17 protein-coding genes and 1 pseudogene are annotated in these 18,536 nt (G+C 63.6%); 12 read left to right on the top strand and 6 right to left on the bottom strand.

The genetic code is table 11. From position 1 onward, the window contains the following. Positions 1-60: 60 nt before the first annotated feature. The 6 genes from AC0V8S_RS00555 (at position 61) to AC0V8S_RS00580 (ending at position 6,006) form a co-directional block, all read left to right on the top strand. Positions 61-2,355 carry a bifunctional salicylyl-CoA 5-hydroxylase/oxidoreductase gene (locus AC0V8S_RS00555; protein WP_475436391.1) on the top strand — a complete coding sequence of 765 codons (2,295 nt, stop codon included), beginning with the start codon at positions 61-63 and terminating at the stop codon, positions 2,353-2,355. Then, positions 2,352-3,125, top strand: a complete 774-nt coding sequence (locus AC0V8S_RS00560; protein ID WP_475436392.1) for an SDR family NAD(P)-dependent oxidoreductase — start codon at positions 2,352-2,354, stop codon at positions 3,123-3,125. Before AC0V8S_RS00555 ends, AC0V8S_RS00560 begins: the two co-directional genes overlap by 4 nt. Then, positions 3,119-3,589 (top strand): MarR family winged helix-turn-helix transcriptional regulator, encoded by a 471-nt coding sequence (locus tag AC0V8S_RS00565; RefSeq protein WP_010913223.1) that lies wholly within the window; start codon positions 3,119-3,121, stop codon positions 3,587-3,589. Before AC0V8S_RS00560 ends, AC0V8S_RS00565 begins: the two co-directional genes overlap by 7 nt. Further along, entirely contained in the window at positions 3,586-4,398 is an 813-nt protein-coding gene (locus AC0V8S_RS00570) for an enoyl-CoA hydratase family protein (protein WP_475436394.1), read from the top strand. The genes AC0V8S_RS00565 and AC0V8S_RS00570 overlap by 4 nt, the downstream gene beginning before the upstream one ends. Further along, complete coding sequence (locus tag AC0V8S_RS00575; protein ID WP_475436395.1) at positions 4,398-5,546, top strand: acyl-CoA dehydrogenase family protein; 1,149 nt, start codon at positions 4,398-4,400, stop codon at positions 5,544-5,546. The genes AC0V8S_RS00570 and AC0V8S_RS00575 overlap by 1 nt, the downstream gene beginning before the upstream one ends. A gap of 64 nt (positions 5,547-5,610) precedes the next feature. Next, on the top strand, positions 5,611-6,006 hold the full coding sequence (locus AC0V8S_RS00580; protein WP_183455914.1) for a RidA family protein: 396 nt from the start codon (positions 5,611-5,613) through the stop codon (positions 6,004-6,006). Between the two features lie 235 nt (positions 6,007-6,241). Here AC0V8S_RS00580 and AC0V8S_RS00585 read toward each other — a convergent pair whose 3' ends face one another. Further along, positions 6,242-7,333 (bottom strand): LLM class flavin-dependent oxidoreductase, encoded by a 1,092-nt coding sequence (locus AC0V8S_RS00585; RefSeq protein ID WP_475436398.1) that lies wholly within the window; start codon positions 7,331-7,333, stop codon positions 6,242-6,244. 123 nt (positions 7,334-7,456) lie between these two features. Between AC0V8S_RS00585 and AC0V8S_RS00590 the strand changes: the two genes are divergently transcribed. The 6 genes and pseudogenes from AC0V8S_RS00590 to AC0V8S_RS00615 all read left to right on the top strand — a co-directional run bounded on the left by AC0V8S_RS00590 (position 7,457) and on the right by AC0V8S_RS00615 (position 13,102). Further along, positions 7,457-8,218: an HpcH/HpaI aldolase family protein gene (locus AC0V8S_RS00590; RefSeq protein ID WP_475436399.1), complete on the top strand. Its 762-nt coding sequence runs from the start codon at positions 7,457-7,459 to the stop codon at positions 8,216-8,218. A 187-nt stretch (positions 8,219-8,405) separates the two neighbouring features. After that, positions 8,406-9,605 (top strand): pyridoxal phosphate-dependent aminotransferase, encoded by a 1,200-nt coding sequence (locus tag AC0V8S_RS00595; protein ID WP_475436401.1) that lies wholly within the window; start codon positions 8,406-8,408, stop codon positions 9,603-9,605. Positions 9,606-9,695: 90 nt separating this feature from the next. Next, positions 9,696-10,493, top strand: a complete 798-nt coding sequence (locus AC0V8S_RS00600) for an ABC transporter substrate-binding protein (protein WP_475436403.1) — start codon at positions 9,696-9,698, stop codon at positions 10,491-10,493. Positions 10,494-10,644: 151 nt separating this feature from the next. Further along, positions 10,645-11,318 (top strand): annotated as a pseudogene (locus AC0V8S_RS00605) (amino acid ABC transporter permease). Positions 11,319-11,406: 88 nt separating this feature from the next. Next, positions 11,407-12,633: a cysteine desulfurase-like protein gene (locus tag AC0V8S_RS00610; RefSeq protein WP_475438549.1), complete on the top strand. Its 1,227-nt coding sequence runs from the start codon at positions 11,407-11,409 to the stop codon at positions 12,631-12,633. A gap of 1 nt (position 12,634) precedes the next feature. Further along, complete coding sequence (locus AC0V8S_RS00615) at positions 12,635-13,102, top strand: GNAT family N-acetyltransferase (RefSeq protein WP_475436404.1); 468 nt, start codon at positions 12,635-12,637, stop codon at positions 13,100-13,102. Between the two features lie 33 nt (positions 13,103-13,135). On the opposite strand, the gene AC0V8S_RS00620 is transcribed toward AC0V8S_RS00615, so the two are convergent. Genes AC0V8S_RS00620 through AC0V8S_RS00640 form a run of 5 tightly spaced genes read right to left on the bottom strand, consistent with a single transcriptional unit; the run spans position 13,136 to position 18,374 of the window. Further along, positions 13,136-13,969 (bottom strand): dipeptide ABC transporter ATP-binding protein, encoded by an 834-nt coding sequence (locus AC0V8S_RS00620; RefSeq protein ID WP_183455901.1) that lies wholly within the window; start codon positions 13,967-13,969, stop codon positions 13,136-13,138. Further along, positions 13,969-14,814, bottom strand: coding sequence for an ABC transporter ATP-binding protein (locus tag AC0V8S_RS00625; RefSeq protein ID WP_475436405.1), 846 nt, complete (start codon positions 14,812-14,814; stop codon positions 13,969-13,971). The genes AC0V8S_RS00620 and AC0V8S_RS00625 overlap by 1 nt, the downstream gene beginning before the upstream one ends. Then, entirely contained in the window at positions 14,814-15,725 is a 912-nt protein-coding gene (locus AC0V8S_RS00630; RefSeq protein ID WP_183455899.1) for an ABC transporter permease subunit, read from the bottom strand. Before AC0V8S_RS00630 ends, AC0V8S_RS00625 begins: the two co-directional genes overlap by 1 nt. Further along, on the bottom strand, positions 15,725-16,732 hold the full coding sequence (locus AC0V8S_RS00635; RefSeq protein ID WP_095200999.1) for an ABC transporter permease subunit: 1,008 nt from the start codon (positions 16,730-16,732) through the stop codon (positions 15,725-15,727). The genes AC0V8S_RS00630 and AC0V8S_RS00635 overlap by 1 nt, the downstream gene beginning before the upstream one ends. A gap of 43 nt (positions 16,733-16,775) precedes the next feature. Further along, on the bottom strand, positions 16,776-18,374 hold the full coding sequence (locus AC0V8S_RS00640) for an ABC transporter substrate-binding protein (protein ID WP_095200998.1): 1,599 nt from the start codon (positions 18,372-18,374) through the stop codon (positions 16,776-16,778). Between the last annotated feature and the right edge of the window lie 162 nt (positions 18,375-18,536).

Below are 18,536 nucleotides of genomic sequence, written 5' to 3' on the forward strand. Positions count from 1 at the left end.
GAAATATCTTGCCGCCGGCGCGATACTGACCAGACAGCAAGCGAAGAGGAGATCGCACGGATGAAGGTTGCGGTTCTCGGCGGCGGACCAGCCGGCCTCTACTTTGCCATTTCGATGAAGCTGCGGGACGCCGCGCACGATGTGACGGTGTTCGAGCGCAACCGCGCCGACGACACGTTCGGCTGGGGCGTGGTGCTGTCGGCCGAAACACTCGAGAATCTCGCGAAGAACGATCCGGTCAGCGCCGTCTGGATCAAGAAGCATTTCGCCTATTGGGACGACATCGCCGTCATCCATGACGGCGTGCGCACGGTCTCGTCGGGCCATGGCTTTTGCGGCATCGGGCGCAAGCGGCTGCTGATCCTGCTGCAGCGCCGCGCCCGCGAACTCGGCGTCAAGCTGATGTTCGAGACCGACATCGCCGACCCCAAACCTTACATGGAGACGCACGATCTGGTCGTCGCCGCCGACGGATTGAACTCCAGGGCGCGCAACAGCTTCGTCGACATCTTCAAGCCCGACATCGACACCCGCAAATGCAAGTTCGTCTGGCTCGGCACCAACCAGAAATTCGACGACGCCTTCACCTTCATCTTCGAGAAGACCGAGCATGGCTGGGTGTGGGCGCACGCCTACCAGTTCGACAGCGAGACCGCGACCTTCATCGTCGAATGCAGCGAACAGACCTGGGCTGCCTTCGGCTTCGGCGCGATGTCGCAGCAGGAATCGATCGCAGTGTGCGAGCGCATCTTCGCCAAGCATCTTGGCGGCCATTCGCTGATGACCAATGCCAACCACATCCGTGGCTCGGCCTGGATCAATTTCCCGCGCGTGCTGTGCGAGCGCTGGTCGTACAAGAACCTGGCCTTGATGGGCGATGCGGCGGCATCGGCACATTTCTCGATCGGCTCCGGCACCAAGCTGGCGCTGGAAAGTGCGGTGGCGCTGGCGGAGTACGTCGAAACCGAACCGGACCTCGACGCGGCGTTCCGTAGATATGAGGATGCGCGCCGCACCGAGGTGCTGAAGCTGCAATCGGCGGCGCGCAATTCGCTCGAATGGTTCGAGGAGGTCGAGCGCTATCTCGGCCTCGATCCGGTGCAGTTCAATTATTCGCTGCTCACCCGTTCGCAGCGCATCAGCCATGAGAATTTGCGGCTGCGCGATGCCGAATGGCTGGGCGGCGCGGAAGAATGGTTCCAGCGCCAGGCGGGTGCCGGCGGCAACCGGCTGCGCCGCGCGCCGATGTTCGCGCCGTTCAAGCTGCGCGACATGAAGCTCAACAATCGCGTCGTCGTCTCGCCAATGGCGCAGTACAAGGCCGTCGACGGCTGCCCGACCGACTGGCATTTCACCCACTATGCCGAGCGCGCCAAGGGCGGCGCCGGCCTCGTCTATATCGAGATGACCTGCGTCAGCCCGGAAGGCCGCATCACGCCCGGCTGTCCCGGTTTCTACGCGCCTGAGCACGAGGTGGCGTGGAAGCGGCTGGTCGACTTCGTCCACACAGAGACAGAGGCGAAGATCTGCGCCCAGATCGGCCACTCCGGCGCCAAGGGCTCGACCCGGCTCGGCTGGGAAGGCACCGACGTGCCGCTAGTGTCCGGCAACTGGCCCATCATGGCGGCATCGGCGGTGGCGTGGTCGCCACAGAATCAGGTGCCGAAGGCGATGGACCGCGCCGACATGGATCTGGTGCGCGACCAGTTCGTGGCCTCCGCCGAGATGGCCGACCGCTGCGGCTTCGACATGCTGGAGATCCACGCCGCGCATGGCTATCTCCTGTCGTCCTTCATCACGCCGGTCACCAACCGGCGCACGGATGACTATGGCGGTTCGCTGGAAAGCCGCATGCGCTATCCCCTCGAAATCTTCCACGCGGTGCGTGCCGCCTGGCCGACGGGAAAGCCGATCTCGATGCGCATTTCGGCCAATGACTGGGTCGGCATTGAAGGCGTCACACCGGCCGACGCGGTCGAGATCGCACGGCTGCTGCATGAGGCCGGTGTCGACATATGCGACGTCTCGGCCGGCCAGACGTCCGCACTGGCGAAGCCGGTCTACGGCCGCATGTTCCAGACGCCGTTTTCCGACCGCATCCGCAACGAAGTCGGCATGGCGACGATGGCGGTCGGCAACATCTATGAGCCCGACCATGTCAACTCGATCCTGATGGCCGGCCGCGCCGATCTCGTCGCGCTGGCGCGGCCGCATCTGGCCGACCCGTACTGGACGCTACACGCGGCGGTGACGCTCGGCGACCGCGGCGTCAAATGGCCGGATCCCTACCTGCCTGGCCGCGACCAGATCTACCGGTTGGCCGAGCGTGATGCCGCTGCGGGGCTGAAAGTATGACGGCCGCAGCAGCGATCACCGGCAAGCACGCGCTGGTCACCGGCGGCGGCTCCGGCGTCGGCCGGGCCATCGCGCTGGTGCTGGCCGGTGCTGGCATCGATGTCACCATCTGCGGTCGGCGCGAGGCGGAACTTGCCAAGGTGGCCGGCGAAAGCGAAGGCATTTTCGCCATCGCCGCCGATGTCACCGATGAGGCGTCCATGGTCTCGCTCTACCAGACGGCGGAAGCCGCGCGCGGGCCGTTCGACATCGTCGTCGCCAATGCCGGCATGGCCGACAGCACGCCGGCGCACAAGACCACGCTTGCCGACTGGCAGCGGACTCTCGACGTCAATTTGACCGGCGCCTTCCTGACGGTGAAGCCGGCGCTCGCCGGCATGGCCGCGCGCAAGGCGGGCCGGATCGTGTTCATCGCCTCCACCGCCGGATTGAAGGGCTACGCCTATGTCGCGCCTTACGTCGCGGCCAAGCATGGCGTCGTCGGCCTGATGCGGGCGCTGGCCGCCGAGACGGCGAAATCCGGTGTCACCGTCAACGCGGTTTGCCCGGGGTTTGTGGAAACCGACATGCTGGAGGAGTCCATCCAGCGCATCATCGAAAAGACAGGCCGCTCGGCCGAGCAGGCGCGAACAAGCCTTGCTTCGACCAATCCGCAAGGCCGCTTCATCCAGCCGCAGGAAGTCGCCGCCGCCGTGCTGTGGCTATGCGGCGATGCGGCGGCATCGATCACCGGACAGGCAATTTCGATCTCAGGAGGCGAAACATGGTAGCCGGCCCCCTGCCCGCACCGTCGGGACCCGGCAAGGACCGCTTGCGTCTGTGGATCAGGCTGCTGCGCGCCTCGCGCACGATCGAGGCCGAGTTGCGCGAGCGGTTGAAGAAAGAATTCGATACGACCCTACCGCGCTTCGACGTCATGGCGGCGCTGTACCGAGTGCCGGAAGGTATGCTGATGAGCGACCTGTCGCGCTTCCTGCTGGTCTCCAACGGCAATGTCACTGGCATTGTCGACCGGCTGGTCTCGGAAGGGCTGGTCGCCCGCGCGCGCCGCAATGGCGACCGCCGCACCTCGATGGTGCGGCTGACCGAGGAAGGTACCAAATCCTTCGCCACCATCGCCGCCGCGCATGAAGGCTGGATCGGCGAATTGCTGGGCAAGGTCAGCGAGGAGGATGCCCGCCGGCTGACCGGCATGCTGACCTCGTTCCGCAGCAACTGGGAGGGACGCGAATGACTGGGATGGCCGGCCTCAAGCCGAAGCATTTCCTTTGGGAAGTCGAGGGCAAGATCGCCAAGGTCCGGCTCGACCGGCCGGAGCGCAAGAACCCGCTGACTTTCGACAGCTATGCCGAGTTGCGCGACACGTTTCGTGACCTCGTCTATGCCGACGACGTCGACGCCGTGGTGTTCCTGCCCAATGGCGGCAATTTCTGCTCCGGCGGCGATGTCCACGACATTATCGGCCCGCTGGTCAAGATGGACATGAAGCAGCTTCTGGCCTTCACCCGCATGACCGGCGATTTCGTCAAGGCGATGCTCAACTGCGGCAAGCCGATCATCGCCGCGGTCGACGGTGTCGCGGTCGGCGCCGGCGCCATCATCGCCATGAGCTCCGACATCCGCATCGCCACGCCGGAGGCCAAGACCGCCTTCCTGTTCACCCGCGTCGGGCTGGCCGGCTGCGACATGGGCGCCTGCGCGATCCTGCCGCGCATCATCGGCCAGGGCCGCGCCGCCGAACTGCTCTACACCGGCCGCACCATGACGGCAGCGGAAGGCGAGCGCTGGGGGTTCTACAACAGGCTGGTCGATGCGGCCTCCCTCGAGGCGGATGCCCTCGACATGGCGGCGCGCATCGTCTCCGGCCCGACCTTCGCGCATGGCATCACCAAGACGCAGCTCAACCAGGAATGGTCTATGGGTCTCGACCAGGCCATCGAGGCGGAAGCCCAGGCGCAAGCGATCTGCATGCAGACGGGCGATTTCGAGCGCGCCTACAAGGCGTTCGTGGCCAAGGAAAAGCCGGTGTTCGAGGGGAATTGATGGCTGACAAGAGTTTCCTCTCCTGGCCCTTCTTCGAGAACCGTCATCGCGAGATGGCCGAAAGCCTGGAAGCATGGTGCGCCAAGAACCTCCCCGTCGATCATCACGACGTCGATGCCGCCTGCCGCGAACTGGTGCAAAAACTCGGCCGCGATGGCTGGCTGAAACCAACAGCTGTCGACACCGACAATCCTGGCCCCCTCGATGTCCGCACGCTGTGCATCACGCGCGAGACGCTGGCACGTCACGACGGGCTCGCCGATTTCGCTTTCGCTATGCAGGGGCTAGGCACCGGCGCGCTCAGCCTGTTCGGCACGCCAGAGCAGCAGCAATGGCTGGCAAAGACACGCGCCGGCAAGGCGATCTCGGCCTTTGCCCTGTCGGAACCGCGTTCCGGCTCGGACGTCGCCAACACAGAGATGACGGCGACCCGCGACGGCGACAGCTATGTTCTCACCGGCGAAAAGACATGGATCTCCAATGGCGGCATTGCCGATTTCTATATCGTCTTTGCCCGCACCGGCGAAGCGCCGGGCGCCAAGGGGCTTTCCGCCTTTATCGTGCCGGGTGACGCCAAGGGCCTCGGCATCGCCGAGCGCCTCGAAGTGATCGCGCCGCATCCGCTGGCGCGGTTGTCCTTCGACCAGGTCCGCCTGCCTGCCGCCGCACTGATCGGCAAGCCCGGCGACGGTTTTCGTATCGCCATGTCGGTGCTCGACGTGTTCCGCTCGACGGTCGGCGCGGCAGCGCTCGGCTTTGCCCGCCGCGCGCTCGATGAAAGCATCCGCAGAGTGGCCGAGCGCAAGCTGTTCGGCGCGCCTATGGCCGAGTTGCAGATGGTGCAGGGCCACATCGCCGACATGGCGCTCGACGTCGATGCGGCGGCGCTTCTCGTCTACCGCGCCGCCTGGACCAAGGACATGGGCGCGGCGCGGGTGACGCGCGAAGCGGCGATGGCCAAGCTGTTTGCCACCGACAAGGCACAAGAGGTGATCGACAGAGCGGTGCAACTGCATGGCGGCGACGGCGTCCGCAAAGGCCATATCATCGAGAGCCTGTATCGCGAGATCCGCGCGCTGCGCATCTATGAGGGCGCTTCCGACGTGCAGAAAGTGGTCATCGCCAGGCAAGTGATGGGCGCGGCCTGACGGCAGGAAATTGACAGGCATTCGATTTTGAGAATTTGGTTTTAGGAATACCGGGAGGCTTGAAATGCACGAGATTTTGCAGCCGGAAGGCTGGGCCAAACCGGTCGGCTACGCCAATGGCGTCGCGGCGCGCGGGCGGCTCGTCTTCGTCGGTGGACAGGTTGGCTGGAACGGCCAGTGCCAGTTCGAAACCGACGATTTTGTTGGTCAGGTCCGGCAGACGCTGCAAAACATCGTCGCGGTGCTGGCCGAGGCCGGTGCGGAGCCGCGGCATATCACCTCGATGACCTGGTATTTCACCGACAAGGCCGAGTACCTCGCCAATCTCAGGGGTATCGGCGAAGCCTATCGCGAAGTGATCGGCCGGCATTTTCCGGCGATGGCCGCCATGCAGGTGATGGCGCTTGTCGAGGACCGCGCCAAGGTGGAGATCCAGGCCACCGCTGTTATCCCGGAATAAACACCCATCGCTTCGTCATCCTGGGGCGAAGCAAGGAGCGCAGCGACGCGGCGCAGACCCCAGGATCCATGCCGGGACTCGGAAGCGCCGCCACGGTTCAGAATTCTGCTCCGCTGCACTCCACGGCTAAGGTCGCGGCATGGATCCCAGGGTCTCCGTGACGCCACTGCGCGGCTGCTCCGCCCAGGGATGACTAAGTTGGGAAGGCCCCAGCCAATAGGCTAAACGATCAACCCTATCCGCGAAGTCCCGCCTTCCGCAAAATCGGCAGCACGTGGTCGCAGAAATAGGGCAGCTCCTGCGTGTAGTTGACGAAGGACAGCGCAATGCCCTGATAGCCGTGCCCGGCAATGGCGGCCATGTCGGCGGCGATCGTTTCCGGGGTTCCGATCAGCGGATAGGTGCCGGCGCCGCCGGCGAAGCGCTGGCGGTAGCGGTCATAGGCGTGCGGGTCGTGCGACTGCGAGAATTCCTTCTTGCCGGCCATGTGTGCGTCGACCGCGTCGTGGTCGGCCATCGTCACCGCATAGCGCGTGTAATAGGCCTGCGCCTCTTCCATCGTCGGACGGCAGACGACATGCGCCACGGTGTAGACGCCGACATCGCGGCCGACCTTGTCTGCCCGCTCGCTTATATCGGCGACATGCTTGCCGGCATCGCTCATCTCGGAAAAGGTCGTGAACAGATAATCGCAGCGTGCGGCGGCGAAATCGCGGCCCGGTCCGCCGAACGCGGCATTCATGGTCACCGGGCGCGGAACCTGCAGGCTGGCCGGCCGGCTGACAGCTTCCTTCAGGCGATAATAGGCGCCTTCGTAGTCGAGCGGCTCGGCCGACGCATAGAGCTTCTCAAGAATCTCGATCCACTCGGCTGCCTGGTCGTAACCCTTCTCGACCAGCGGCGTGCCGAACATGCCGAATTCCTTCGGGTTCCAGCCGCAGACGATGTTCAAGCCGGCGCGGCCCTGGCTGATGTGATCGACAGTCGCCAGCGCCTTGGCGGCGTAGAGAGGATGCACCAGCGGTACATGCACGGTCATGAACAGGCCGATCTGTTGGGTGGCCACCGCCAGCGCTGCCGCCCAGGTGAAGGTCTCGAACGACCATTCGCGCACCTTGTTGCGGCCGCCAAAACCGCGCCAGCGGGCGATCGGCAGCATGAACTCCAGCCCGGCGCGGTCGGCGATTTGCGCGGCCGTCAGATTGTCCTGCCAGCTTGCCGTCCAGCGTTCCGGTACATCGGTGATGGCGAGGCCGCCATCGGCGTTGGTCGAAAAGACGCCGAGCTTCAGTTTGTTGGAGCCGTGCAGGGGATGCGCTTTGATCATCTTGGGAACTCTCGGCGGGAGGCCACACGCTAGGCCCGCACAAAAATATTTCAAGCCTGAAATAGCTTCGCCTTGCTGCCGATTGCGGCTATGAATCTGCGTCACACGAAACAGGGGATCGGCATGAGCGACTTCCGCCAGAAATGCATCGGCAAGGCAAACCTTGTCGGCTCCTTCGCCTCCATTCCTCATCCCGTCGCGGTTGAAGTGATGGCGCAGGCCGGGCTCGATTTCCTCTGCATCGACTGGGAGCATGCGCAGATCTCGCGCGACATGATCGAGACCATGGTGCGCGCGGCCGACGTCCACCGCGTGCCGGCGATGGTGCGCGTTCCCGGCCATGCGCCGGAAGCCATCCAGGCGGCGCTCGACAGCGGCGCGCAAGGCGTGCTGGTGCCGCGCGCCTCGACCGCTGCCCAGGTGGAGGCAGCGGTGAAGGCATGTCGCTATCCGCCGCTCGGCGAGCGCGGCGTCGGACCCGGTCGGGCGGCCGGCTATGGCTATCGCATTCCCGAATATCTGGCCGGCGCCAATGACAGGATCGTCGTCGCGGTCCAGGTCGAGACAGCAGAGGGGCTCGCCAACATCGATGCGATCGCGGCCGTCGACGGCGTCGATGTGATCTTCGTCGGCCCCGGCGACCTTTCGGTGTCGATCGACGCGATCGGACCGCAAGGCGCCGACAAGCTCAATGCGGCGATCCGCAGGATCATCGGCGCGACGATCGCACACAAGAAGGTCGCCGGCATATTTTGCGCCAGCCCGCAGCCTGTCGGCCAATGGGCCGCCTTCGGCGCCAGCTTCTTCATCCTGGCCAGCGACACGATGTTTCTTGGAGCCGGCGCCGCGGCCAATTGCGCCGCGGCGCGCGATGAACTGGCATGAGACGGGCGCAGCCCGGCAACAAGGGCGTATCGGCGGCGCAACAGCCGGGCCAAACTTTTTAAGCTTAAAACTTTTGCCTTGAAAAGCGCGGCACTTTGGATAGCATCCGAAGTCGATGGTGACTGCCGCGCCGGAGGGGCTTTTCGGGCAGTCCATCGTGGTGCTCCGGGTGGGAGGGGTTCAGTCCTTGTCGTTCATACTGCCCCAGTCATCGTCCAGCGCGCGCTATGCGTTCGATGGCGTGCGCGCCCAGATCCGCGATCTGCACACCGAGAACATCGCCAACCTTGCCGTGCGTGCGCGCGAGCTGGGTGACGTGATCGCACTCTGGTACGGCGAAGGCGACATGGTGACGCCCGCCTTCATCCGCGATGCGGCAAAGGCCGCGTTCGATGAAGGGCTGACCTTCTATGTTCCCAACATGCGCGGCCACGGCCCGCTGAACGAAGCGCTGTCGGATTACCAGACGCGCGTCCATGGCCGGCCGATTCCGATAACACGCAGCACCGTCACGCCGGGCGGCATGCAGGCGCTGTATCTGGCCCTTGAGCTGCTGGTCGATACCGGCACCAATGTCGTCTATGTCGCGCCGCAATGGCCCAACATTCACAACGCCATCCATCTGATCGGCGGCGAGCCGCGGCCGTTTTCGCTCGACTTCAGGGGTGACTGGCGCCTCGACCTCGACCGGCTGTTCGCCACCTGCGATGCGCGCACCCGCGCCATCTTCCTGTCGACGCCATCCAACCCGACCGGCTGGACCGCGTCGCGCGAGGAGATGCAGGCGCTGCTCGACTTCAGCCGCCGCACCGGCATCTGGATCGTTTCCGACGAGGTCTATGGCCGCCTCTATTTCGATGGCGATGTCGCGCCCTCGATCCTGCAGATCGCCGAGGACGGCGACCGGGTGCTGTCGGTCAACAGCTTCTCCAAGGCCTGGGCGATGACCGGCTGGCGCATCGGCTGGCTGACGCATCCATCAGGAGTGGCCGACCAGCTCGGCGCCATGACCCAGTATGTCAACAGCGGCACCGCTGCTCCGATCCAGGCCGGTGCCGTCGCGGCGATTCGCCGGGGCGAGCCGCTGGTCGAAGAAATCCGGCAGCGCATCAGGACCGGCCTCGATCTCGCCTATGACAGGCTGGCGCAAATTCCCGGCATTATCCTGCCGGCGAAACCGCGCGGCGGCATGTATGCCTTCTTCGCCATGGAAGGTGAAAGCGATGCCCGCGAGGCCTGCGCCAGGATTCTGGAGACGGCACGCGTCGGGCTGGCGCCCGGCCACCTCTTCGGAAGTTCGGCAACGGCCTTCCTGCGGATGTGTGTCTGCCGTGACCGTGACCAGATAGCGACCGCGCTCGACCGCATGGTCGCTGCCATGAATTGACGCCCCGCTGGGAGGTGGGACGGCAAGAAACCGTGCGGGGTGAGCCCCGCCCGATCAACAACCAGAGGGGACACCCCAGAGGGACCACCAATGAAGCTCAACCGTCGCAATATCATCCTTCTCGCCGCCGCCATCGGCATCGCCGCCGGCCCTGCGACCGCCTATGCGGCCGATGTGCTCAATGTCGGCGCCTACCCGACCAATCCGCCCTTCGAATACAAGAACGAGAGCGGCACCTTCGAGGGCTTTGAAGTCGACATCGTCAATGAGGCGGCCAAGCGCATCGGCATGACCACCGACATCGCCGATCTCGGCTTCCAGGCGCTGTTCGCGGCCACCACCTCGAAGCGCATCGACGTCGCCATCTCCTCGATCACCATCACGGCGGAGCGGCTGAAGTCGCAGTCTTTCACCCAGCCCTATTATGATTCTGACATGGGCATCGCCACGAAGGCCGACAGCGCTGTCAACGCCGAGGCCGACCTCAAGGGCAAGATCGTCGGCGTGCTGTCCGGCTCGACCGGCGAGACCTGGGTCAAGGCGCATCAGGAAGCCGACGGCTTCAGTGACGTGAAGGGCTATGACACGCAGCAGAACCTGCTGCTCGACCTCAGCGCCGGCCGCGTCGACGCCGCCGTCAGCGACATTCCGGGCATGGAATACTCCTTCACCAAGATGAAGGATTTGAAGGTCAAGCAGCGCATCAAGACCGGCGAACAGTACGGCCTGATGATGACCAAGGACCACCCGCTGCTTGGCAAGCTCAACGACGCGCTGACCGCGATGAAGAAGGACGGCACGCTGGCCGCCATCCACAAGAAGTGGTTCGGCAGCGACGCGCCGGCCGATTCCTCGACGGTGAAGGAAATGCCGCTGCCGAAGGCCTGAGTGGCGATGCACTGAAATCGTGCCGGCTTTTCCAGGCCGGCACGATTCGTTTCCTGCCTCAGCGCCGCGGTCGCGCAGACCGCCTCGCCGCAGGCGCGGTCGATTGGTTTTAACTTGAGCACCCTTTGCTCTGGGGTGCGGGAACGCTCCCATGTCGCTGATCGACACCTTCTTCAATCCCGATGTTATTGCGTCCAGCCTGCCGGCGCTGCTGCGCGGCTTCCTGAACACGCTGCTGCTCGGCATTTTGAGCATCGGCATCGGCATTCCCATCGGCCTGGTGATCAGCCTGCTGCGGCTCTATGCGCCGAAGCCGGTGCGCTGGCTGGCGGTCGGCTACACCGATATTTTCCGCGCCCTGCCGGTGCTGGTGGTGCTGATCCTGATCTACTATGCGCTGCCCTTTCTCGGCATCCGCCTGTCGTCCTGGGCCTCCGCCGTGACGGCGTTTGCCTTCATCATGTCGGCCTATTCGGCCGAAGTGTTCGCTCCGGCATAGAGAGCATTCCGAAAGGCCAGTTCGAGGCGTCGCAGGCGCTTGGCCTGCCGTTCCTTTTGACCTTGCGCAAGGTGGTGCTGCCACAGGCGATCCGCGTGGTCATTCCGCCGATGACCAGCAACTGCGTCTCGATGTTCAAGGACACATCGCTCGCCTCGACCGTGGCGCTGCCGGAACTGTTGAAGGAGGCGACCAACGCGCAGTCGCTCTACGCCAACCCCTCGCCGCTGATCGGCGCAGCGCTTGTCTATCTCATCTTCCTCTGGCCGATGGTTCGCCTCGTCAGCCTGCTTGAAGACCGCTTCAAGACAGAAAAGACGCGCTGACCCCGCCCGCAAAAAAACGCTTCGCAGGAGACCACCTTTGAGCAATCCCCAGACCGCCGGCGACTTTCCGGTTGCCACCATCCGCGCCATGTTTCCCGCTCTGCAGCGGGCCGGCGATTTCGTCTTCATGGACAACGCCGCCGGTGCGCAGATCCCGCAGAGCGTGCTCGACGCGGTGACCAACCATCTGGTTTCGCACAATGTGCAGCGCGGCGGCCGCTATGGCCGCAGTGTCACCGTCGACCAGTCGGTCGCCGATGCCCGGACAAGCGTGGCACTGCTGATCAACGCCACCAGCCCGGCGGAAATCTGCTTCGGCATGAACGCCACCTCGTTCATCCGCCTCGTCAGCCTCGGCATCGGCCAGATGCTCGCCAGAGATTCAGAGGGGGAGCGCGACGAGATCGTCATCACCGACATGGACCACGACGCCAACATCGCGACCTGGCTGGCGCTGGAATCCGCCGGCGCCAAGTTCAAGTGGTGGCGCATGCGTGACGACGGCAATTTGCATGTCGACGATCTGCGGCCACTGGTTTCCGACCGCACCCGCCTTGTCGCCTGCACGGTGACGGCGCATTCGATCGGCTCGATCGTCGATGTCGCCTCGGTGGCTGAGATCGCGCATGCGGCCGGTGCCGAAGTGTTCCTCGACTGCGTGCATTATGGGCCGCACGGGCTGATCGACGTCCAGGCCTGGGACTGCGATTACCTCGTCTGCTCCGGCTACAAGAATTTCTCGCCGCATATGGGTTTTCTCTGGGGTCGTTTCGACACGCTGAAGCGGCTGCCGACTTTCCGCGAGGATTTCATTCCGGACGAACCTCCCTACAAGGTGGAGGCCGGCACCTTCATCTACGAGAATGTCTCCGGCATGGATGCCGCAGTCCAGTATCTGGAACTGATCGGCCGCAACCTGGCGCCGTCCAACAACCGCTCGCGGCGCGAAAACATCGTCGCCGGCATGGGCGCCATCCGCGACTATGAGCTGCTGCTGGCGCGCGAGATGCTTGGCGTGCTGAAGGGTTGCGGGGCGACCATCTACGGCGTCGCCGACGAGGCCCGCATCAACGAGCGCGTGCCGACCTTCTGCTTCAACATCGGCAAGCTCTCGCCCCAGCGCATCGTCGAGGAGATGGCCGAGATGCAGATCGGCATCCGCGACGGCCACATGTACGCGCCGCGGCTGATGAAGCGCCTCAACCTGTCGATGGACAGCGGCGCCATCCGCGCCTCGCTGGTGCATTACAACACGGTCGGGGAAGTGCATCGCTTCGGCGAGGCGCTGCGCGCGATTATTGCGAAGTTGTCGTGAGATGATCGGGCCCGACGATGCGAGCGCGAACGGGGCGACGGCTCTTGTTGTCCTCAGTGAACCCGCGCCGGACGATATCGTCGCGCTCGAGGATCAGCTCTACGGATTCAACGTCGCCGCGACTGGCATCGATGACGGCCGCTATCTGTCGATATTCTTGAAGAGGGACAACGGGACGATCTATGCCGGTCTCCACGGGCACAGTTGGGCGGGCGTGTGCGAAATCAAGACGCTATGGATCGCCGACAGCGAGCGCGGCAAAGGCCTCGGCTCGCGCCTCCTTGCAGCCGCAGAACGGGAGGCTCGGCTGCGCGGATGCCATGTCATCCATCTCGCGTCCTTCACCTTCCAGGCGCCGGACTTCTATGAAAGGCATGGATTTCAGCGGCTGGTGCAACTCGAGGACTTTCCGCGCGGCCACGCCAATGTCCTGCTCGCAAAGACGCTGATGCCTGAGGCACCAGTCTAGCTTGCCCTCGCCAGAAGGCAGCGACGTCCGCAGTCAGGCCGCCGCCTTCTTCTTCGCCAGCCTCGCCTTGATGCTCGCCACGTCGGCGCGCGGCGTCGCTGCGAACAGCGTTTTGGTATAGCTGTGCTTGGGGTCTGAAAAGACCTCGTCGCGCGAGCCATATTCGACCGCCTCGCCGAAATACATCACCATCACATCGTCGGCGATGTAGCGCACCACGGACAGATCGTGGCTGATGAAGACATAGGTCAGCTGGAACTCGTCCTGCAGGTCGGCGAGCAGGTTCAGCACCTGCGCCTGCACCGACAGGTCGAGCGCCGAGACCGGCTCGTCCAGAACCAAGAGGCTCGGGTTCAACATCAGCGCGCGGGCAATGGCGATGCGCTGGCGCTGGCCGCCCGAGAACATATGCGGATAGCGATTATAGTGCTCGGGGCCGAGGCCGACCTTCTTCAGCATCTTCATGGCGAGGTCGCGCCGCTCCTCGGCCGGCTTGCCGGTGTTGATGAGCAGCGGTTCGCCCAGCACGTCGCCGATCTTCTGGCGCGGGTTGAGCGAGCCGTAAGGGTTCTGGAAAACGATCTGCACCTTGCGGCGCATCTCCTTGCTCAACCCGTCCTTGGCGATGTCGACCTTGTTGCCGTCGATGAACAGTTCGCCCGAAGTCGCCGGATCGATCAGCGTGATGATGCGCGCCAGCGTGGACTTGCCGCAGCCGCTTTCGCCGACGATGGCCAGTGTCTTGCCCTTGTCGACGCTGAACGAGACGCCCTTGACCGCATGCACGGTGCGCGAACCGCGAAACAGGCCGCCGCCGACGTGATAATCGCGCTTGATGTCCTTGCCTTCAACGACCTTGATGCTCATCAGGCGACTCCGGCGGCCGGTTCGAACAGCATGTCTGAGACGGTCGGCAGCCGGTCGCCGACGGCGTTATCCGGCAGCGCCGACAGGAGCGCGCGGGTGTAATTGCTTTTTGGCGATTCAAACAGCGACAGCACGTCGGCCTCTTCCATCTTGCGGCCCTTGTACTGGACGATGACGCGGTCGGCGGTCTCGGCCACCACGCCCATATTGTGGGTGATCATGATCAGGCCCATACCGTATTTGGCCTGCAGCGAGACCAAGAGATCGAGGATCTGCTTCTGGATGGTGACGTCGAGCGCGGTGGTCGGCTCGTCGGCGATCAAAAGCTTAGGATTGCAGGCAATGGCGATGGCGATCATGACGCGCTGGCACTGGCCGCCCGACATCTGGTGCGGGAACGAGTTCAGCCGTTCCGCCGGCTCGGCAATGCCAACCTGCGTCAGCAGTTCGATGGCGCGCTCCCGGCGCTTCGCACCGTCCATGCCCATGTGGAAACGCAGCACCTCTTCGATCTGGAAACCGACGGTGAAGCAGGGATTGAGGCTGGCCATCGGCTCCTGGAAGATCATCGACATGTCCTTGCCGACGATCTTGCGCCGCTCGGCGGGGCTCAGCTTCAGGAGGTCGCGGCCATTGAAGCTCATGCGGTCGGCCGTGACTTTGGCTGTCCACGGCAAAAGGCCCATCACCGCCAACATCGAGACCGACTTGCCGGAACCGGATTCGCCGACGATCGCCAGCACTTCGCGCTCGTCGACGTGCAGCGACACGCCATCGACGGCGCGGAAGGAACCGGACGCGGTCTGGAATTCGACGACGAGATTTTGAATGTCGAGCAGCGCCATCATGACCTCCTCAGTTTCGGGTCGAGCGCGTCGCGCAGGCCGTCGCCGATCAGATTGATGGCAAGCACGGTGATCAGGATGGCAAGGCCGGGGAAGGTCACCACCCACCAGGCACGCAGGATGAATTCGCGCGCCGAAGCAAGCATGGTGCCCCATTCCGGGGTCGGCGGCTGCGCGCCAAGGCCGAGGAAGCCAAGAGCGGCGGCTTCCAGGATGGCATTGGAAAAGGACAGCGTGCCCTGGACGATCAACGGCCCCAGGCAGTTGGGCAGGATGGTGCGAAGCATCAGCCTGAGATGCCCGGCGCCGGCGACCTTCGCCGCCACGACATATTCGCGGCTCTTCTCCGCCATCACCGCAGCGCGCACAAGGCGCGCGAAATGCGGCTGCAGCACGAGCGCGATGGCCAGCATCGCGTTGAACAGGCCGGGACCGAGGATGGTGACCATCACCAGCGCCAGCAACAGCGACGGGAAGGCCAGGATCAGGTCCATGACCCGCATGATCGCCACGTCGACCCAGCCACGGAAATAGCCGGCCAGCAGGCCGAGCGTGATGCCTCCGGCGAGCGCCAGCGTGACCACGACCGCGCCGATGAGCAGCGAGAAGCGCGCGCCATAGAGCAGGCGCGAAAGGATGTCGCGGCCGACGGGATCAGTGCCCAGCAGATATTGCGAGCTGCCGCCGGCCTGCCAGGCCGGAGGCCGCAGGAAGGCGGTCTTGTCCTGAATGTCGGGCGCATAGGGCGCGAGCAACGGCGCAAACAGCGCCGCCAGCACCAAGAGGATGAAGACGAACAGGCCGATGACGGCGCCCCGGTTCACCGAGAAATAATACCAGAAGGTCCTGAGGCCGGTGAGACGATCCGGGTTGCCGGAGGCCATCGGGGCGATTTCGGTCGACTGGCTCATCACGCCGCCCTTATGCGTGGGTTGATGACGGCATAGAGCACGTCGACGATCAGATTCACGGCCATGACGATAAGGGCAATCAACAGCAGGCCAGACTGCACGACAACATAGTCGCGCTTGGATATGGATTCGACCATCCATCTGCCGATGCCGGGCCACGAGAAAATTGTTTCGGTAAGGATGGCGCCGGCGAGCAGCGTACTAACCTGCAGGCCGATGGTGGTGACCACCGGGATGAGTGCGTTGCGCAGAGCATGCACCCCGATGACTCGGGCCGACGAAAGCCCTTTGGCTCGGGCCGTCCGCACGTAGTCCTCGCCCAGCACCTCGAGCATGGCGGAGCGCGTCTGGCGCGCTATCACAGCCAGCGGAATGGTGCCGAGCACGATTGTCGGTAGCACCAAATGGCGCAATACCGAGCGAAATGCATCCCATTTGCCGTAGAGCAAGGTGTCGATGGTCATGAAGCCGGTGATCGGCTTGAAGAAGTACTGCAGGTCGATGCGGCCGTTAACCGGTGTCCAGCCGAGATAACCGGAGAAAAAGATGATCAGCAGCAGGCCCCACCAGAAGATCGGCATGGAGTAGCCGACGAGCGCGGTGCCCATCAGCGACTGGTCGAACCACGAGCCGCGCTTGACGGCCGCGAAGATGCCGGCCGGGATGCCGAGCACCATGGCGAAAATCATGGCGAAGAACGACAGTTCCAGCGTCGCCGGGAACAGCGTCTTGAACTCTTCAAGCACCGGGCGCTTGGACGAAATGGAAACGCCGAAATCGCCGGTGGCGACTGCACCGACATAGCGAGCATACTGCTCCCAGATCGGCAGATTGTAGCCGAACTGTTCCTTGAGTTCCTCGTAACGCGCGGGCGCCACGCCGTGTTCGCCGGCCATGGCAAGAATGGGATCGCCGGGCAGCAGCCTGACGAAGGCGAAGGCACAGATAGTGATGCCGACTAGCGTCGGGATCAAAAGTGCAATTCTGTGAAGAATATATTTGAGCATGGCGAAGGGGGCGGCGCTCTAGAGCGCCGCCCCACTCAATGTCTTATTCGGCTTTGTCGACGCCGTCGAAGCGGTGAATGCCGAGCGGGTCCATCATGAAACCGCTGACATTCTTGCGCACGACCGCGTAGACTTGGCTATGCGCCAGCAGGAAGGCCGGAGCCTGCTTCTGGAAGACGACCTGCGCCTCGCCATAGAGCTTGGCACGCTCGGCCTGGTCGCTGGTCTTCTTGGCCTTCTGGATCAGGTCTTCGAAGTCCTTGTCGCACCAGCTGGAGTAGTTCGAGACGCCGATGGCGGAGCAAGCGAACAGGGTGGCGAAGAAGTTGTCCGGATCGCCATTGTCACCGGTCCAGCCGATCTGGAACGCACCGGGACGGTCCTTCTTCTTGCCTTCCGAGCGATACTTGGTCCACTCGTAGTTGACGATCTCCGCCTTGACGCCGACCTTGGCCCAGTCAGCCTGGATCAGTTCGGCGGCGCGCTGGAAGTTCGGGTTGTAGGGACGAACGCGATCGGAAGCCCAGAGCTGGATTTCCTTCAACCCGGCAGCCTCAAGCACCTTCTTGGCCGCATCCGGATTATAGGCGTCGGCCTTCACATCCTTGTTCCACGACCACATGGTCGGCGGGATCAGGTTTTCGGCAGGCGTGGCGCCGGCATCCTGGAACAGCGACTTGATCAGCGCTTCCCGGTCGATCGCCTGGTTGAGCGCGTGGCGCACCTCAGGCTTGTCGAGCGGCGGGATGGTGGTGTTGTAGCTCATATAACCGATGTTCAGGCCGGCCTGATCCATCAGGGTCACGTCGTTGTTGGCCTTGATCGTGCCGATGTCGGCAGGATTCGGATAGGGAGCGATGTCGCATTCGCCGGCAAGCACCTTCTGGATGCGGGCGGTCGCATCAGGCGTGATGGCGAAGACGAGATCGTCGATCTTCTCCTTACCCTTGAAATAATCCGGGTGGGCCGCGTAGCGGATGACCGAATCCAGCTGGTAGTCGACAAACTGGAACGGACCGGTGCCGATCGGCTTGGTCGAGAAATCGGCCATCTTGCCGTCCTTCGCCAACTGGTCGGCATATTCCTTCGACACGATGGAGGCGAAGTCCATGCCGAGATTGGCCAGCATCGGCGCGTTCGGCTCGGTCAGCGTCAGCTTGACGGTCAGGTCATCGACCTTTTCCCACTTGGCGACGTATTTCGGCATGTCCATGCCGGTGTAGTAGTCCCAGGTCAGGTTGGGCAGATACTTGTCGCCATTCCAGGGGTTCGCCTTGTTGAACTGGCGATCGAAGGAGAAGACGACGTCGTCGGCGTTGAGGTCACGCGTCGGCTTGAAATAGTCGGTGGTCTGGAACTTCACGCCCGGATGCAGGTGGAACGTATATACCAGGCCGTCGTCCGAGATTTCCCACTTGTCGGCGAGGCCGGGCTCGACCTCGGTGCCGCCATGCTTGAATTCGACCAGACGCGAATAGACGGTACGCGACGAGGCATCGAAATCGTTGCCGCCGGTCGTCGTACCCGGATCGAAATTGGCCGGCGACGCTTCCGAGCAATAGACAAGCGTCTTCGCATTGGCCATGCCGCTCAGGACGCTTGCAGCCAGCAACGCGGCCGCAAAAGCGAGTTTCTTTTTCATTGAGCACTCCCTGATGTTCTTCCAAGCCCCTCTATCAGGCTCGCGAAGCGCGCATATAAGCACCGTTTTTCCGGCTTTGGAACACCCCGTTTGCTTACCCCGCGGGAAGCAGGAAAAAAATCCGCCATTTTGCTAAACGGCAGAAAAAATTAGCAGTTTTTT

This window comes from Mesorhizobium oxytropidicola (assembly GCF_056174625.1).

Coding starts and splice junctions, on each gene's coding strand:
- AC0V8S_RS00630 (WP_183455899.1), bottom strand. CDS start 15,725: ATGAGCCAGTCGACCGAAATCGCCCCGATGGCCTCCGGCAACCCGGAT.
- AC0V8S_RS00620 (WP_183455901.1), bottom strand. CDS start 13,969: ATGAGCATCAAGGTCGTTGAAGGCAAGGACATCAAGCGCGATTATCAC.
- AC0V8S_RS00580 (WP_183455914.1), top strand. CDS start 5,611: ATGCACGAGATTTTGCAGCCGGAAGGCTGGGCCAAACCGGTCGGCTAC.
- AC0V8S_RS00635 (WP_095200999.1), bottom strand. CDS start 16,732: ATGCTCAAATATATTCTTCACAGAATTGCACTTTTGATCCCGACGCTA.
- AC0V8S_RS00555 (WP_475436391.1), top strand. CDS start 61: ATGAAGGTTGCGGTTCTCGGCGGCGGACCAGCCGGCCTCTACTTTGCC.
- AC0V8S_RS00570 (WP_475436394.1), top strand. CDS start 3,586: ATGACTGGGATGGCCGGCCTCAAGCCGAAGCATTTCCTTTGGGAAGTC.
- AC0V8S_RS00585 (WP_475436398.1), bottom strand. CDS start 7,333: ATGATCAAAGCGCATCCCCTGCACGGCTCCAACAAACTGAAGCTCGGC.
- AC0V8S_RS00565 (WP_010913223.1), top strand. CDS start 3,119: ATGGTAGCCGGCCCCCTGCCCGCACCGTCGGGACCCGGCAAGGACCGC.
- AC0V8S_RS00615 (WP_475436404.1), top strand. CDS start 12,635: ATGATCGGGCCCGACGATGCGAGCGCGAACGGGGCGACGGCTCTTGTT.
- AC0V8S_RS00600 (WP_475436403.1), top strand. CDS start 9,696: ATGAAGCTCAACCGTCGCAATATCATCCTTCTCGCCGCCGCCATCGGC.
- AC0V8S_RS00640 (WP_095200998.1), bottom strand. CDS start 18,374: ATGAAAAAGAAACTCGCTTTTGCGGCCGCGTTGCTGGCTGCAAGCGTC.
- AC0V8S_RS00625 (WP_475436405.1), bottom strand. CDS start 14,814: ATGGCGCTGCTCGACATTCAAAATCTCGTCGTCGAATTCCAGACCGCG.
- AC0V8S_RS00560 (WP_475436392.1), top strand. CDS start 2,352: ATGACGGCCGCAGCAGCGATCACCGGCAAGCACGCGCTGGTCACCGGC.
- AC0V8S_RS00610 (WP_475438549.1), top strand. CDS start 11,407: ATGTTTCCCGCTCTGCAGCGGGCCGGCGATTTCGTCTTCATGGACAAC.
- AC0V8S_RS00590 (WP_475436399.1), top strand. CDS start 7,457: ATGAGCGACTTCCGCCAGAAATGCATCGGCAAGGCAAACCTTGTCGGC.
- AC0V8S_RS00575 (WP_475436395.1), top strand. CDS start 4,398: ATGGCTGACAAGAGTTTCCTCTCCTGGCCCTTCTTCGAGAACCGTCAT.